14 protein-coding genes are annotated in these 15,162 nt (G+C 68.6%); 7 read left to right on the forward strand and 7 right to left on the reverse strand.

Features of this window, described 5'->3' with window-relative positions:
* The first annotated feature begins 160 nt into the window (after window positions 1–160).
* The 3 genes from ACZ6O0_RS08770 to ACZ6O0_RS08780 all read left to right on the forward strand — a co-directional run bounded on the left by ACZ6O0_RS08770 (window position 161) and on the right by ACZ6O0_RS08780 (window position 3,079).
* Complete coding sequence (locus tag ACZ6O0_RS08770; protein WP_465764249.1) at window positions 161–1,657, forward strand: alkaline phosphatase D family protein; 1,497 nt, start codon at window positions 161–163, stop codon at window positions 1,655–1,657.
* On the forward strand, window positions 1,654–2,466 hold the full coding sequence (locus ACZ6O0_RS08775) for a polysaccharide lyase family protein (protein WP_465764250.1): 813 nt from the start codon (window positions 1,654–1,656) through the stop codon (window positions 2,464–2,466). The genes ACZ6O0_RS08770 and ACZ6O0_RS08775 overlap by 4 nt, the downstream gene beginning before the upstream one ends.
* 130 nt (window positions 2,467–2,596) lie before the next feature.
* Window positions 2,597–3,079 (forward strand): GNAT family N-acetyltransferase, encoded by a 483-nt coding sequence (locus ACZ6O0_RS08780; RefSeq protein ID WP_465764251.1) that lies wholly within the window; start codon window positions 2,597–2,599, stop codon window positions 3,077–3,079.
* Between the two features lie 64 nt (window positions 3,080–3,143).
* Here the strand turns inward: ACZ6O0_RS08780 and ACZ6O0_RS08785 are convergent, their stop codons facing one another.
* From ACZ6O0_RS08785 to ACZ6O0_RS08815, 7 genes are all read right to left on the reverse strand, one after another.
* Window positions 3,144–4,583 (reverse strand): sensor domain-containing protein, encoded by a 1,440-nt coding sequence (locus tag ACZ6O0_RS08785; RefSeq protein WP_465764252.1) that lies wholly within the window; start codon window positions 4,581–4,583, stop codon window positions 3,144–3,146.
* 104 nt (window positions 4,584–4,687) lie between these two features.
* On the reverse strand, window positions 4,688–5,434 hold the full coding sequence (locus tag ACZ6O0_RS08790; protein WP_465764253.1) for a sugar phosphate isomerase/epimerase family protein: 747 nt from the start codon (window positions 5,432–5,434) through the stop codon (window positions 4,688–4,690).
* 19 nt (window positions 5,435–5,453) lie between these two features.
* Window positions 5,454–6,269 (reverse strand): sugar phosphate isomerase/epimerase family protein, encoded by an 816-nt coding sequence (locus tag ACZ6O0_RS08795; protein ID WP_465764254.1) that lies wholly within the window; start codon window positions 6,267–6,269, stop codon window positions 5,454–5,456.
* Complete coding sequence (locus ACZ6O0_RS08800; protein WP_465764255.1) at window positions 6,266–7,453, reverse strand: dihydrodipicolinate synthase family protein; 1,188 nt, start codon at window positions 7,451–7,453, stop codon at window positions 6,266–6,268. Before ACZ6O0_RS08800 ends, ACZ6O0_RS08795 begins: the two co-directional genes overlap by 4 nt.
* Window positions 7,450–8,613 carry a Gfo/Idh/MocA family protein gene (locus ACZ6O0_RS08805; RefSeq protein WP_465764256.1) on the reverse strand — a complete coding sequence of 388 codons (1,164 nt, stop codon included), beginning with the start codon at window positions 8,611–8,613 and terminating at the stop codon, window positions 7,450–7,452. Before ACZ6O0_RS08805 ends, ACZ6O0_RS08800 begins: the two co-directional genes overlap by 4 nt.
* Window positions 8,614–8,624: 11 nt before the next feature.
* Entirely contained in the window at window positions 8,625–9,359 is a 735-nt protein-coding gene (locus tag ACZ6O0_RS08810; protein ID WP_465764257.1) for a cupin domain-containing protein, read from the reverse strand.
* Between the two features lie 218 nt (window positions 9,360–9,577).
* The gene (locus ACZ6O0_RS08815) at window positions 9,578–10,984 is read right to left on the reverse strand and encodes an FGGY family carbohydrate kinase (RefSeq protein WP_465764258.1); all 1,407 of its coding nucleotides are present in this window, start codon (window positions 10,982–10,984) and stop codon (window positions 9,578–9,580) included.
* A 178-nt stretch (window positions 10,985–11,162) separates the two neighbouring features.
* Here ACZ6O0_RS08815 and ACZ6O0_RS08820 point away from each other — a divergent pair, with 178 nt between their 5' ends.
* The 4 genes from ACZ6O0_RS08820 to ACZ6O0_RS08835 are packed head-to-tail and all read left to right on the forward strand — an operon-like array spanning window position 11,163 to window position 15,153.
* Entirely contained in the window at window positions 11,163–12,053 is an 891-nt protein-coding gene (locus ACZ6O0_RS08820; protein ID WP_465764259.1) for a nucleoside hydrolase, read from the forward strand.
* The gene (locus ACZ6O0_RS08825) at window positions 12,053–13,345 is read left to right on the forward strand and encodes an ABC transporter substrate-binding protein (protein WP_465764260.1); all 1,293 of its coding nucleotides are present in this window, start codon (window positions 12,053–12,055) and stop codon (window positions 13,343–13,345) included. Before ACZ6O0_RS08820 ends, ACZ6O0_RS08825 begins: the two co-directional genes overlap by 1 nt.
* A 3-nt stretch (window positions 13,346–13,348) precedes the next feature.
* The gene (locus ACZ6O0_RS08830; RefSeq protein ID WP_465764261.1) at window positions 13,349–14,260 is read left to right on the forward strand and encodes a carbohydrate ABC transporter permease; all 912 of its coding nucleotides are present in this window, start codon (window positions 13,349–13,351) and stop codon (window positions 14,258–14,260) included.
* Window positions 14,257–15,153 (forward strand): carbohydrate ABC transporter permease, encoded by an 897-nt coding sequence (locus ACZ6O0_RS08835; RefSeq protein WP_465764262.1) that lies wholly within the window; start codon window positions 14,257–14,259, stop codon window positions 15,151–15,153. The genes ACZ6O0_RS08830 and ACZ6O0_RS08835 overlap by 4 nt, the downstream gene beginning before the upstream one ends.
* The last annotated feature ends 9 nt before the right edge of the window (window positions 15,154–15,162 follow it).

The following is a 15,162-nucleotide window of genomic DNA, read 5'->3' on the forward strand; positions in this document are numbered from 1 at the left end:
TCCAACAGGAATATCCGCACAGACTCAGCACCGTGAGCGCTGAATGCATGTCAAGGGGTTACCTTTCGAACGCTGCTTACGTAAGAATGTGACGCACTTCAGCCTTCCCCTGGATCGGAGTCCGCCCGTGCCTCCTCCCTCCCGCCGTACTTTCCTCCAGTTGACCGGCCTGAGTGCCGCCTCAGTCGCGATCGGCGTCGCCGCGCCGGCCAGTGCCGACGCCACGCCTGCGCGACCCATCCCTTCCGGTGCCTTCGCACTCGGTGTCGCGTCCGGCGATCCCCGGCCGGACGGATTCGTGCTGTGGACCAGGCTGGCCCCGACCCCGCTAGCCACCGACGGCCATGGCGGGATGCGCGCCGACCACGTGCCCGTGCAGTACGAAGTGGCCGAGGACAGCCTCTTCAATCACGTCGTACGCCGTGGGCTCGCGATCGCCACGCCCGACCTGGCGCACGCCGTACACCCCGAGGTGCGCGGGCTCCGGCCGGGCCGCGAGTACTTCTACCGTTTCCGCGTCGGCACGGAGATCAGCCCGGTCGGCCGGGCGAAGACGCTGCCGGTGAACGGCGAGCAGTTCACCTTCGCCACCGCCTCCTGCCAGGCCTGGTACCACGGCTACTTCCCGGCCTACAAGGACATCGCCCGCCGCTCGCCGGACGCGGTGTTCTTCCTCGGCGACTACATCTACGAGTACGGGATCGTTGCCGGTGACAACCTTTGGCGCGCGGGCGTCACGGTCGGTCCCGAACATGGTGTCGAGATCGAGACCCTCGAGCAGTACCGCCTGCGGTACAGCCTGTTCAAGACCGACCCGGACCTGCAGGCGGCGCACGCTGCCGCGCCGTGGTTCGTGGTCTGGGACGACCACGAGGTACAGAACAACTACGGCGCCGCCAACTCGCTGTACGGGATCCCGCCGGAGCTCTTCGTGCATCGCCGGGCCGTCGCCTACCGCGCCTTCTACGAGAACCTGCCGGTCGCCCTGAACAGTCTCCCGCACGGCCCGGACGGCCAGCTCTACCGCCGGTACGACGTGGGCTCGCTGGCCCGGGTCCACCTGCTCGACACCCGCCAGTACCGCGACCCGCTGCCGGTCAGCGAGGCCGATCGCGTGTCCGAGCAGCGCACCATCCTGGGCGCCGAGCAAGAGGCCTGGCTGTACGACGGACTCCGGCACTCGCCCGCGGCCTGGAACATCGTTGCCGGCGGAGTCGTCCTCACCGCGGTCACCGACGACCGGACCGAGCAGTGGGACGGCTACCCGGCCAACCGGCGCCGGGTGATCGAGGCGATGAGCCAGGCCGGGACCGCGGTGATGCTCACCGGCGACATACACCGGCACGTGGCCTCCGAGCTGAAGCTGGACTTCGCCGATCCGGACTCACGAACGGTCGGCGTCGAGCTGGTCTGCTCCTCGATCGGATCCAACGGCGACGGCACGGACACGGACACGTATGCGAAGGACTGGCTGCAGCACCCGTACGTGAAGCTCTACAACGCACGCCGTGGATACGTATACACGACCCTGACCCGCTCCGAGCTGACCGCGGAGTTCGTCACCTTCCCGTACATCCAGGCGGACGCGAACGCCGAGCCGCACGTGGTCGCCGCCTTCCGTTCCCCCGTCGACGCTCCCCGCCTGGAGGCATTGTGACGAACCGCCCACCCGCCATCACCGGCCTGCGCGGCGCCGGCGCGATCGGCACCGTGACGCTCGACTGGAAGCCGGTCTCCTGGGCGACCGTCGTCGACCACTACGCCGTGTACGCCGGCAGCACGCTGATCGGCAAGACCGTCTACCCGCACTTCGTGCACCGCGGCCTCGGCTTCACCGGTGTCACCCGGTCCTACCGCATCATCACAGTCGATGCCGCAGGCAACAGATCGCGTCCGTCCGACGCCGTTGCCGTCGCCAACCTCACGTCCGTCACGGTGTCCGGCGTCCCGGTCGCGTCGGTCGGGACCTTCGACGGCAAGGGCTCCGAGCTCGCCCTCTCGCCGAAGGGGTACGCCGACTACCCGGCCCGCTTCCCGTCGGACGTCGACTACACCTTCGGTACGTCGGCCCCGTCGGCGGACTGGTCGTACCTGCTGCCGGGTCCCGCGGACAAGTGGGCCGGCTCGAAGAACCACCGGGCCACATTCCGCTTCGAGCTGACCGCCGTACCGGAGCAGGATCTCGACCTGGCCCTCTGGCTGATCGACAGCCACGCCAGCCTCGCCGCCTCCGCGCTCCTCACCGTCAACGGCACCGAGGTCGACCGCCTCACCTTCGCCAACGGCGCCACCAAGGGCTCCACCATTGCCGACAGCACCTATCCGGGCTCCCCCCTGAAACCCTCCTACCTCGAACGACCACTGCCGAGGGCGCTCTTCCACCCCGGACCCAACATCCTCGAACTCTTCAAGGACCAAGGCTCCTGGATCGCCTACGACGCCCTCGGCCTCTTCACCCGCCGCTGACCGCCCTGGGTCTGGACGAAGGGGACCACGCGGAAGGACTGCCGTCAGCCTTCCGCCGACGGGTGTCTCGCAGTTGGTGGGTAAGTTAACGGGAATGCTCGATAGCCAGAGCAACCGGCACGATAGGTGCATGCAAACCGACGAACGAGTACGACGTGCGCGCCCGGACGACGTCGCGGCGATCGTGGAGCTGGTCTACGGCCTGGCCGAGTACGAGCGCGCGCCGCAGGAGTGCCGCCTGACCGCGGACCAATTGCAGGCCGCTCTCTTCGGACCGGCCCCCGCGGTCTTCTGCCACGTCGCCGAACACGAGGGCGAGGTGGCCGGCTGCGCGATCTGGTTCCTCAGCTTCTCCACCTGGCGCGGCGTCCACGGCATCTACCTCGAAGACCTCTTCGTCCGCCCCGAAACCCGCGGCACCGGCCTCGGCAAAGCCCTCCTCACCGCCCTCGCCCAGGAATGCGTCACCAACGGCTACGAACGCCTCGAATGGTCCGTCCTCAACTGGAACACGCCCGCCATCGACTTCTACAAGTCCCTCGGCGCCGCCCCCCAAGACGAATGGACCGTCTACCGCCTCACCGACGAAGCCCTCACAGCACTGGGCTCGTAACCTCGCAGACCGGGCCACGGATCTCGGCGGAGGTGCGGAGCTGGCCGGTTGCAGCTTGGTGGAGTTACGGGCGGCGGTGTTTTACCGCGTACATGGCTCGGTCGGCTTCGTGGAGGAGGGTGTCGAGGTCGGTGGCGTCGGGGGTGATGGGGACGGTGCCGATGCTGGTGGTGACCTTGACGGCGATGTTCGGGAGGGGGCGGCTGACGGCGGCTTCGACGCGGGTGATGAGGGCGGCCAGGTCGTCGCCGGCGATGTCTTCGGCGAGGACGGCGAACTCGTCGCCGCCGAGGCGGGCCACGGTGTCGCCGTGGCGGACGCCGGCGGTCAGGCGGCCGGCGATCTCGCGGAGGGCGCGGTCGCCGGCCTCGTGGCCGTACCCGTCGTTGACGAGCTTGAAGTGGTTCAGGTCGCAGAACAGCAACGCGCCGGGCCGGCCGGAGGCGCGAGTGCGCTCGAGGACCGAGGCGAACCGGTGCTGGAGCAGGCGCCGGTTCGGCAGGCCGGTGAGCGGGTCGTGGGCCGCGTGGTGCCGGAGCTCGCGCTCGGCGTCCTTGCGCGCGGTCACGTCGTCGATCTGGATCAGCAGGATCCGCGGCTGCCCGTCGCCCTGCCCGACGATCGCGGCCGTCCCGCCGAGCCAGATCTCGTTCCCGCTGGGCTGGGAGAAGATCCGCTCGAACCGGTACGTTCCGTTGCCAGCAGCAACTTGTTCGAGCTCGTGCCGGGTCTGGTCGGGTTCCTCGTCGCGGAGGAAGTCCACCATCCGGGTGCCGACCAGGTGCTCGGCGGCGTACCCGGTGATCCGGCAGAACGCGTCGTTGACACGCAGGATCCGGCCCTGGTCCGGTCCGTCGAAGGCGATCGTCGCCATTCCGTTGCCGGCGCCCTCGAAGACCATCCGGAAGGTGGCCTCGCTGGCTTCCAGCCGCGCCTTCTCGGCCCGCAGTTGATCGGTCAGCCGGGCCTTGTCGATCGCCAGCCCGGCCTGGGTGGCGAAGATCTCCAGCAGTTCCCGGTGGATCGGGCCCGGCCGGCGCTGGTCCTCGGGCAGGTCGACCGCCAGCATCCCGACCAGCTCACCGTCCGGCGAGTACAGCGGCGCGAACAGCGCGTCCAGCGGATGCCACGCGGCCGGATCATCGGAGACCGGTACGTCGGGCACCCAGCCGACCACCTCGCCCTCCGGGAGGCGCTCGTGCGGCACGAAGCGCAGCTTGCCCCACTTGTCGGCGATGGCGAACTCGGCGTCGAAGATGTCCGCCGCGCTGACCGTCCCGAGCAGGGCCTCCCGCGCCTCCGGGGACCCGGCGACCGCGATCACCTCGAACTTCCCGTCCGCGTGCCGCAGGTTCAGCAGGGCGATGCCGAAGCCGAGCCCGTCGACGACGCCGTCCACCACCGCCTGCAGCGTCTCGGCCAGGCTCCGCCCGGCACCCATCCGCGCGCTCACCTCGTACAGGCGGCGGATGGCCGTCAGCCGGACCGTTGGCTCGTTGGGCACGCGTCGAGAATAGGCCGATCTCACCAGGCGTGAGCACCTGTACGGAAATCTGATCCGGTTAAGCGTTTGTCACAGGCGTCACACCCGGCGACTCGAATGCCCTGTCAGAACCGCAGTTCGGTCAGCCCGCGGTAGCTCCGCTCGGCCGACGCCCACGCGTCGCCCGGCTTGTCGTGCTCGACCAGCCACTGCTCGACACCGCCCTCCGACGCGTGCGCGAACATCGCCGCGAAGTCGAGCTTGCCGGCGCCGACGTCCTCCCACGAGCCGTCCTCGGCCATGTCCTTCACGTGCAGCGCGGGGAACCGCCCGGGGTGCTCCTGGAAGTACTTCGCCGGGTCCTGACCGCCGTCGACCGCCCAGTACAGGTCGAACTCGAAGCCCAGCAGTTCCGGGTCCACCTCCAGCAGGATGTCGAACAGGATCTGCCCGTCCACCTCGTCGAAGTCGCGCCCGTGGTTGTGGAACAGCAGCTTCAGCCCGGCGTCACGCGCGGCCTTGCCCGCCTCGGTGAACGCGGCGGCCGCCGTACGGAATCCCTCGACGGAGTGCAGCTCGGACGGAATCGACGGTACGACGATCCACTGGCCGCCGAGCGTGTGGACGTCGGCCAGCGCGCCGGACCAGTTGTCCGTCATCCGGCTGTAGCCGACGTGCTCGAGCACGATCGACAGTCCGGCGTCGTCCGCGAAGGAGCGGATCTCCTCGGCGCTGTGGTCGAACCGTCCGCTCACCCCCACGGTCTGGTAGCCGATCCCGGCGAGGCGCTTCAGCGTCCCCGGGTAGTCCTCGGCCAGGACGTCCCGCATCGTGTAGAGGTGCATCCCGATACCGGTGGCGGGAATAGTCATGCAGACAGCTCCTCAGTAACTAGACGACGTATTCCTGATACCGCGCGAGCGCCAGGTCGAAGACCTCCTGACCCGGCGCGTCCCACAGCTTCTGGTTGAAGATCTCGACCTCGATCGGCCCGTCGTACCCGGCCGCGTCGCAGGCCTCGCGCAGCCGGCGCAGCTCGATCGAGCCGTCGCCCATCAGGCCGCGCCCGAGCAGCGTGTCCGCCGGCAGCGGAACCACCCAGTCGCTCACCTGGTAGGACAGGATCCGCTCACCCGCCCGCTCGATCTGCCGGTAGACGTCCGCGTCCCACCACAGGTGATACGCATCTACGATCACGCCCACCTGCGACGCCGGGAACTGTTCGGCAAGATCCAGCGCACCCGACAACGACGAGACCACACACCGGTCGGAGCAGAACATCGGGTGCAACGCCTCGACCGCCAGCCTCACGCCACGTTCGGAGGCGTACGGCGCCAGCTCGGCCAGCCCGTCACGGACCATCGAACGCGCGCCGTCCAGATCACGCGACCCGGCCGGCAGTCCACCGCTGACGAGCACGAGCACCGACGTACCGACTGTCGCAGCCTCGTCGATCGCGCGTCGGTTGTCCTCGATCTTCGCCTTCCGCTCGGCCGGATCGGTCGAGGTGAAGAAGCCGCTCCGGCACAGCGAGGAGACCTTCAGGCCGGCATCCGCGACCAACCGCGCGGCCTTGTCGACGCCGTACTCCTGGATCGGCTCGCGCCACAGCCCGATCCATTCCAGGTCGGCCTTGGCGCTGGCCGCGACGACGTCCTCCAGCGGCCAGTACTTCGTGGTCGCCTGGTTCAGGCTGTAGCGGTTCATGCGTCGACCCCGCCCACGCGCAGCAGCTGCCGGAACCGCTCGACCGCGAGCTCGGGATTCGTGAGTACGCCGGCCTGGTCCGCCAGGCGGAACGTGTCCGCGAGATGGGGCAGCGACCGCCCGGTCTGCAGGCCGCCCACCATCGTGAACCCGGGCTGGTGCCCGTTCAGCCAAGCCAGGAAGGCGATCCCGGTCTTGTAGTAGTACGTCGGCGCCGAGAAGATCTGCCGGGCCAGCGGGACCGTCGGCGCGAACACCCGCTCGTAAGTGTCGAGATCACCATCGTCCAGCGCCTTCAACGCGGCCGCGGCCGCCGGGGCGATCGCGGCGAAGATCCCGAGCAGTGCGTCGCTGTGCTGGTCGGCGTCACCGCGGATCAGCTCGGGGTAGTTGAAGTCGTCACCGGTGTACAGCCGGACGCCCTCGGGCAGACGGTTGCGCAGGGCAACTTCACGCGAGGCGTCGAGCAGCGAGACCTTGATGCCGTCGACCTTGGTCGTATTGTCGGCAATCAGATCGACGACGACATCGGCGGCGGTGTCGAGCGAGTCGCTACCCCAGTAGCCGTCCAGCGCCGGGTCGAACATCGACCCCAGCCAGTGCAAGATCACCGGGCGAGACGATTGGCTCAGCAGGTGGTCGTACACCTTGCGGTAGTCGTCAGGTGAGGTCGCCGCCGCGCACAACGCCCGGCTGGCCATCAGAATCGGCTGCGCCCCGACCTCCTCTGCCAGTGCAAGCTGCTCCTCATACGCCGCGGTCACCGCCTCCAACGAGTGAGAGCCGCGGGAGGACCGGTCGGAGCCGGCGGCGGGTTGGGGCGCAGCGGTGAGCTGGTCTGTGCCGACGCCCACGGCGATGCGCCCGTCGGGAGCCTCGGCTGCGGAGCGGCGGATCAGTTCCTGTGTCGCCGCCCAGTCCAGGCCCATTCCCCGCTGGGCGGTGTCCATGGCTTCGGCGACCGACAGCCCGAGCGACCACAGGTGCCGGCGGAACTCCAGCGTGTGCTCCCAGTCGACGACCGCGGGCGCGCCCGGCGAGTTGTCGCCCAAGGGGTCGGCGACAACATGCGCGGCCGCGAACGCCAGCCGCGAGCGAGCCGGCTCATAGGTGCCCTGAGCAACTGGTTCGCCGACCAGCTGATAGGTCGCCAGGCCGCCGGCCGACGGTAGCTTCAGCTTCACGGCCGGCCCTCGAGGTCGAGGGGCGGGACGTCGAGCTTGCGGCCCTCGCGCCACGACTGCAGGCCCAGCTCGGCGAGCTGCACGCCCTTCGCGGCCTCGAGGAAGTCCCAGGTGAACGGCGCGTCGTCGACCACGTGCCGCAGGAACATCTCCCACTGCACCTTGAACCCGTTGTCGAACACCTCGTTGTCCGGCACCGTCGCCCACTGGTCGCGGAACTTCTCGGTGGCCGGCAGGTCCGGGTTCCAGACCGGCTTCGGTGTTGCGGACCGGTGCTGCGCGCGGCAGTTCCGCAGCCCGGCGACCGCCGAGCCCTCGGTGCCGTCGACCTGGAACTCGACCAGCTCGTCGCGGAACACCCGGGTCGCCCAGGACGAGTTCATCTGCGCGACGATCCCGCCCTCCAGCTCGAAGACGCCGTACGCCGCGTCGTCCGCGGTGGCGGTGTACTCCTGGCCGTTCTCGTCGACCCGGGTCGGGATGTGGGTCGCGCCCTGGCAGTAGACGGACTTGACCGGGCCGAAGATCTGGTCGAGCACGTACCGCCAGTGGCAGAACATGTCGACGATGATGCCGCCGCCCTCTTCGGACTTGTAGTTCCAAGACGGCCGCTGCGCCTCCTGCCAGTCGCCCTCGAAGACCCAGTAGCCGAACTCGCCGCGGACCGAGAGGATCCGGCCGAAGAACCCGCCGTCGACCAGCCGCTTCAGCTTCCGCAGGCCGGGCAGGGACAGCTTGTCCTGGACCACGCCGTTCTTCAGCCCGGCGTCACGGACCAGCCGGGCCAGGTCGACCGCGGCCTCCAGGCTCTCGGCGATCGGCTTCTCGCAGTAGATCGCCTTGCCGGCCTCGACGGCGGCGCGCACACCCTTCTCGCGCAGCTGGGTCAGCTGGGAGTCGAAGTAGATCTCGACGTCCGGCTCGGCCAGGGCCTCGGCCAGGTCGGTGGTCCACCGGGTCAGGTCGTACTGCTCCGCGATCCGGCGCAGCTTCATCTCGTTGCGGCCGACCAGGATCGGCTCGGGGATGATCATCGTCCCGTCGGCGGCCGGCAGGCCACCCTGTGCGCGGATCGCCACGATGGACCGCTCGAGGTGCTGGCGCAGGCCCATCCGGCCGGTGACACCGTTCATCACGATGCCGATGCGTCGCTCGTTCACAGTTCTGCCTCTCACGAAGTGATGTCGTAGACGTCGAGGCGACCGCACATGCCGTGCCGGCCGAGCTCGGTGGGGGCGGGGATTCGATGGAGTTCGGCGGTCTGCAGGTGCGGCGCCGTACCCGCCTCGAGCGCGCCCAGTGCGGCGCCGGTCTCGTCGGCGAGGCGGCGGGCGCCCTGCTCCCAGCGTTTCCGCCAGTCCGCGAGCTGTGGCTGGACGAGCCGGACCGCGGCCGCGTAGAACTCGTCCAGCGCGGACGGGCCGTCGGCTTCGAAGGACTTCCGCAGTACGGCGAAGCCCTCGACTCCGAGGTTGCGCCGGGCCATCGCGGACGCGGTCCGGACCTCACCGTCGCCGGTGAGGCTGGTCGCCGCGAGATAGGTCTCGCGGTCGATGAGGTGCTCCGGCGGCAGCGTCAGTACGGCGTCGCCGGCTTCGGGGAGGCCGGAGTTCGACATCAGGGTGAGGATCTGCAGGCCGCCGTCGTTGACGAGTCGGTGGATCGTGCCGGGGTCGAACCAGACCACGGTGCCGGCCTGCAGCGGGGTCTCGGTGAAACCCTTCGGGGTGAGGGTCTGGACCGCGCCGGAGCCGGCGATCACGTAGTACCCCTCGGAGCAGGCCAGGTGCACGTGCGGCGTGCCGCCGACCAGGCCGTCGGGGGCCGCGCCGTCGTACACCGTCAGCAACGAGACGCCGATTCCGCCGGGTAGCCCCACGGCGGCGCCCGGCTCGTACTCGCACATGGCGGGCCTCCCTCACTCACAGCCTTGGAAAGGGCTTTCCGCAGCCTGTGATCGCAACCTTAGGTGGGCCGAAACGACGAGTCAACCTGTAACGGAAAGCGATGTCCGACCACAACCGGTCAACTCCAGCGAGTTACATCGAAGTAGACCCCGAGCCCCACAAGTTGCCCCTCAGCTGGAGGTTTGTGCCGTGCGAGGGCGGGGGCGGGCTGGGTGGGTCAGGTGGTGCGGGCTGAGGTGATGGCGGCGGACCAGGTGGTGCGGCGGGTGGTGCGTTCGGTGGGGGTGATGGCGGGGTCGAACGTGCGGTACGTGCGTTTGTCCGACCAGTTGGTGGTTTCGCCGAGGGTGGTCCAGGCGAGTTCGGCGGCGCCGAGGGCGGAGATCTCGGGGACGTCGGCGGCTTCGACCGGGTGGCCGAGGAGGTCGGCCTGGGTCTGCATGAGGAGGCCGGAGACGGTCGCGCCGCCGTCGGCGCGCAGGCTGGTGAGCGTGCCGGGGATGGTGTCGGTGATGTCGCAGATCTGGTGAGCGACCGCGTCTACGCAGGCGCGGGCGATATGGGCTCGCTTGGTCGAGCTGCTCATCCCCGTGATCGCGGCGCGCGCATTCCGGTCCCAGTGCGGTGCACCGAGCCCCGCGAACGCCGGCACCAGTACGACCCCCTCCGCCGACGGCACGCTCGCCGCCAGCTCCATCAGCGCGCCGACGTCCGGCAGCCCCAGCATCCCGGCCGTCCACGCCAACGCGGCGCCCGATGACACGATGTTCCCTTCGAGCGCGTACAGCGGCTTGTCCGTCAGCCAGGCCAGCGTGCATCCGTCCGCCACGAACCCGTCGACCGGTGTCATCACCGACGACCCGGTCCCGTACGTCGCCTTGACCATCCCGGCCCGCGTGCACCCCTGTCCGTACATCGCCGCGTGCGAATCCGCGAGTACGGCGACGATCGGGATCCCGTCGGCCACCCCGGGCACCCCGGACGTCACCCCGAAGCCACCGTTCGACGGGCGCACTTCCGGCAGGACTGACCGCGGTACGCCGAAGGCGTTCAGCAGCTCCGGGGACCAGTCCAGGTCGAGAACGTCGTACAGCAAGGTCCTTGCGGCGTTGCCGGCGTCGGTCAGATGCTCACGGCAACCAGTCAGTCGATGGATCAGCCAGGAGTCCACGGTGCCGACACGATCGGCTCCCGTCTCGGTCAGCAACCAGTGCAGCTTCGGGGCGGAGAACATCGCATCCACCCGCAGGCCGGTCCTCGCGCGCGCCGCGGCGTCAACGGACGGCGGCAGGGATGCGCACCACGAGGCGGTCCGCACGTCCTGCCAGCCGATGACCGGGCCGACGGCCGCACCCTCGCGACTCCACCCCACGACCGACTCGCGCTGGGTGGACAACGCGATCCCCACGATCTCCACGCGCCCTGCGCCGGACAGGCAGGTCGCGATCGCCTGCAGGACGCTGTTCCATAGCTCGTCGGCGTCCTGTTCGGCCCACCCGGGCTGGGGCGTGGAGAGGCCGACCGGCGCGGATCCGGTCGCGAGTACGCCGCCGTCGGCGCCTACCAGGACCGCCTTCGAGTTGGTCGTGCCCTGGTCGATCGCCAGCACAGCGGCTCCGGCCATCGCAGTCCCCTTCCGATGAACTTTCAACCGAGCTCTTGACGGGACTCTAGCGTCGTGGTGACACTCATGGCGACAGGTTATGCACTAGTGAATATCTATTCAAACACAACCCACCAAACCCGAACCCTGGCCGCCTTCGGCGGCGGAGTGGGGCGGAGAAGCCAAGGAGGTCGTCAGGGTGAAGCCGAGCAGACGGCGGGTCATCATCAACACCGATGCCAAGAACGAGGCGGACGATCAGTTCGCGATCGTGCACGGGCTGTTGTCGCCCACCTTCGACATCCGCGGCCTGATCGCGGCGCACTTCGGCACCCGCCGGTCGGACCGCAGCATGCAGGAGTCCCGCGAGGAGATCGACCTGCTGCTGGACCTGATGGACCTGACCGGTCAGGTCCCGGTCGCGAACGGCGCGACGACCGGCATCCCGGACGAGCAGACCCCGCTCGACTCGCCGGGCGCCCAGCTGATCATCGAGGAGTCCAAGCTGGCCTCGAAGGACGACCCGCTGTTCGTGTCGTTCCTCGGCCCCTTGACCGACATGGCGAGTGCGATCCTGCTCGACCCGGAGATCGTGCACCGGGACGTGATCGTGATCTGGATCGGCGGGCGCGGGTACTACGGGCACACGTCGTACCCGGGGATCGAGTTCAACCTGTCCAACGACATCCACGCCGCCAACGTGGTGTTCGGCTCCGGAATCACCGTCTGGCAGGTGCCCAGCGACGTCTACACGAAGGTGTCGGTCGGGTACGCCGAGCTGGACGAGAAGATCGGCGACGCCGGTCCCCTGGGCAAGTACCTGATCGAGCAGCTGCACGAGTGGAACGCGACCTGGCACGGCGAGCCGATCGAGTCCCGGTCCCTCGGCGACTCGCCCGCGATCGCGCTGATGCTCTACCCGAACAGCGGGAACCTGCGCGTCCGGCCGGCCCCGCGGTTCGGCGTCGACGGCTGGTACCTGCCTGGCACGAACAACCCGATCAGTGTGGTCGAACAGGTCGACGTCCGCTTCCTGCTCGAAGACATGTTCGCCAAGATCCGCCGCTTCGCCCGTCAAAGGAGTGTCTGATGAACACCTTCACCCGTCGAGGATTCCTCGGCCTCACGTCCGCCGCCGCGGTCGGCGTCGGTCTGTCCGCCTGCACCGGGGGAGGCGCCTCCACCAGCGGTGGCGACACGGCCGCGGCCTCGAACAACCTGCGGCTGTTCACCTACGAGGGTGACGAGACCATCGGGTTGCTGAAGGCCCAGATCAAGAAGTTCGACGAGCAGAACGGCACGACGACCACGGTCGACAGCCTGCCCGGCTCGGGTGCGGCGGTGTACCCGGACAAGCTGCGCACGGAACTGCTCGGCGGCAAAGGCCCCGACGTCTGGCGGATCTGGGGTGGTCAGATCGGCAGCCCGTTCGCGAAGGCCAAGCAGGCGCTCGACCTGTCGCCGTACTACTCCAAGTACGGCTGGGACTCGAAGATCAACACCGCGGCGATCTCCGGGATGACGTTCGAGGGCGTGAAGTCCGGGGTCCCGTTCGTCTCCCTCGGGATCGGTGCCTGGTACAACAAGTCGCTGTTCGCCAAGGCCGGCGTGAGCGCCCCGCCCACGACGTACGCCGAGCTGGAGGCGCTCAACGACAAGCTCGTCGCGGTCGGTGTGACGCCGGCCGGCCTCGGCGGGAAGTACGGCTGGGACATCATGCGGCTGTTCGAGTACCTGCTCGAGCACACCGCCGGGCCGGACCTGCACGACAAGCTGCTGACCGGCGCCGAGAGCTGGGACCGGCCCGAGGTGGTCGAGGCGTTCGCGCTGTTCAAGAAGTGGCAGGACAAGAAGTGGCTGCCGCAGGGCGCCCTCGGCCTCGACCCGGCCGACATCGAACCGGCGTACGTCCAGGGCAAGACGGCGTACACGATCACCGGGCCGTGGACCGAGGCGGCCGCGATCCTGTCGGCGAAGAAGAGCCCGGCCGCGTTCGGCAACTTCGAGCTGCCGACCGACCAGTCCCCGTCCCGGCACTCCGGCTTCGTCGAGGGCTACATGATCAACGCCAAGACCGGGAACGCCGACAGGTCCGCGGCGCTGATCGACTTCATCGTCCAGCCCGCGACGCAGAAGGCGTTGCAGGTCAGCGCCTCCACGGTCAAGGGCGCCGAGCCGGACCCGAAGACGCTGCCGCTGTCGGCGGAGTGGTCGCAGAAGTACGGCGGCAACCCGTTCTACACGATCCAGGACCAGGCGTTCCCGAAGAAGCAGGCCGACCAGTACTTCAGCGTGCAGAGCGACCTGCTGCAGGGCTCGGTGACGCCGGAGGCGGCGGCCAAGAAGATGCAGGAGATCGTCTCCGCCTGGGCGAAGAGCTGACCCATGGCGACAGTCGCGCTCTCCAAACCCCAAGTAGCCAAGGGCAAACGTGGTGGCAGGTGGTCGCCCTGGTTGTTCGCGCTGCCCGCACTGGTGGTGTACGTCGCGTTCCTGGTGTACCCGGCGTTGTCATCACTCTGGTTCAGCCTGACCAACTGGGACGGCCTGAGCGCGACGTACAAGTTCGTCGGGCTGGAGAACTACGTCAAGATGCCGAGCGACCCGGTCGTCGTCACCGCGGTCCGGAACAACCTGATCTGGACCGTGGTGACGATCGCGGTGCCGACCATCATCGGCCTGGCGCTCGCGATCGCCCTGAACGGCAAGGTGCACGGCAAGCCGATCCTGCGGCTGGTGTTCTACACCCCGGCGGTGCTGCCGCTGGTCTCGATCGCCTCGATCTGGGGCTGGCTCTACAACCCGCAGTACGGCGCGATCAACTCGTTCCTGCGGCTGATCGGCCTGGACGGCCTGGCCCAGCCGTGGCTCGGGCAGGACTCGACGGCGTTGTGGGCGGTGATGGTGCCGGCGATCTGGTTGCGCACCGGCTTCCCGATGCTGCTCTACCTGGCCGCGCTGCAAGGGATCCCGAACGAGCTCTACGAGGCCGCGACCGTCGACGGCGCGACCAAGTGGCAGCAGTTCTGGCACGTCACGATGCCGAGCCTGCGGCCCGCGCACTACATCGTGCTGGCGCTCTCGCTGATCGACTCGTTCAAGGTCTTCGACATGATCTACGCGATGACGTACGGCGGACCCGGGACGTCGACGCAGGTGATGGGGACGTGGATGTACTTCAACGTCTTCCAGTACTACCAAGCCGGCTACGGCACCGCGATCGCGGTCGTGATCACCCTGGTGGCGATCGCCGTCGGAATCCCGTACGTACGCTCGCAAACCAAGGAGGCGACATGACCTCGATCGCGCCTGCTCGGGTCGAAGTCCCGGTCGACACGGTCGAAGCGCACTCCGCCGGCCAGAAGCCGAAGGGGCGCCGGGGGCTGGTGATCACGCTGGTGCTCGCGGTGGCGGCGATCTTCTGGGTCTCGCCGCTGGCGTTGCTGGTGATCACCGCGGTCCGGCCGCTGTCCGACTTCATCAGTAACGGGCCGCTGTCCTGGCCGGACGCCTTCACCTGGTCGAACTTCAGTGACGCCTGGGACATCGGGAACTTCGCGACGACGTACCGCAACAGCCTGCTGCTCGCGGTGATGAAGGTGCCGCTCGGGGTGCTGCTCTCGGCGATGCTCGGATTCGCGCTGGCCAAGCTGCGGATGAAGTTCCGCCGGACGGTGATGTTCACGGTGTTCCTCGGGCTGACCATCCCGATCTACATCACCATCGTCCCGGTGTTCATCATGATGCGCTCGGCCGGCGCGACCGACAGCCTGTTCGGGCTGCTCGGGCCGTACCTGGCCTTCGGCATCCCGTTCGAGGTGCTGGTGCTGGCGTCGTTCTTCCGGCAGATCCCGGACGAGATCATCGAGGCGGCCAAGGTGGACGGCGCCGGCGACTGGCGGGTGTTCTTCACGATGATCCTGCCGCTGTCGCTGCCGGCCCTGGTGACGGTGGCGATCCTGGACGCGGTCGCGACCTGGAACGAGTTCCTGTTCGCGCTGATCCTGCTGAACTCCGACGCGCACAAGACCATCCCGGTCGGGCTGCTGAACTTCCAGGGCCAGTTCGCCAACAACAACACCGGTCTCGCGGCGGGCATCCTGATCGCCGTGGTGCCGATCCTGATCGCGTACACCTTGCTCCAGCGCTGGATCGTCGGCGGACTGACCGCCGGCGCCACCAAGGGCTGACCACATATG

The sequence above is a fragment of the Kribbella sp. NPDC048837 genome, from assembly GCF_055586945.1.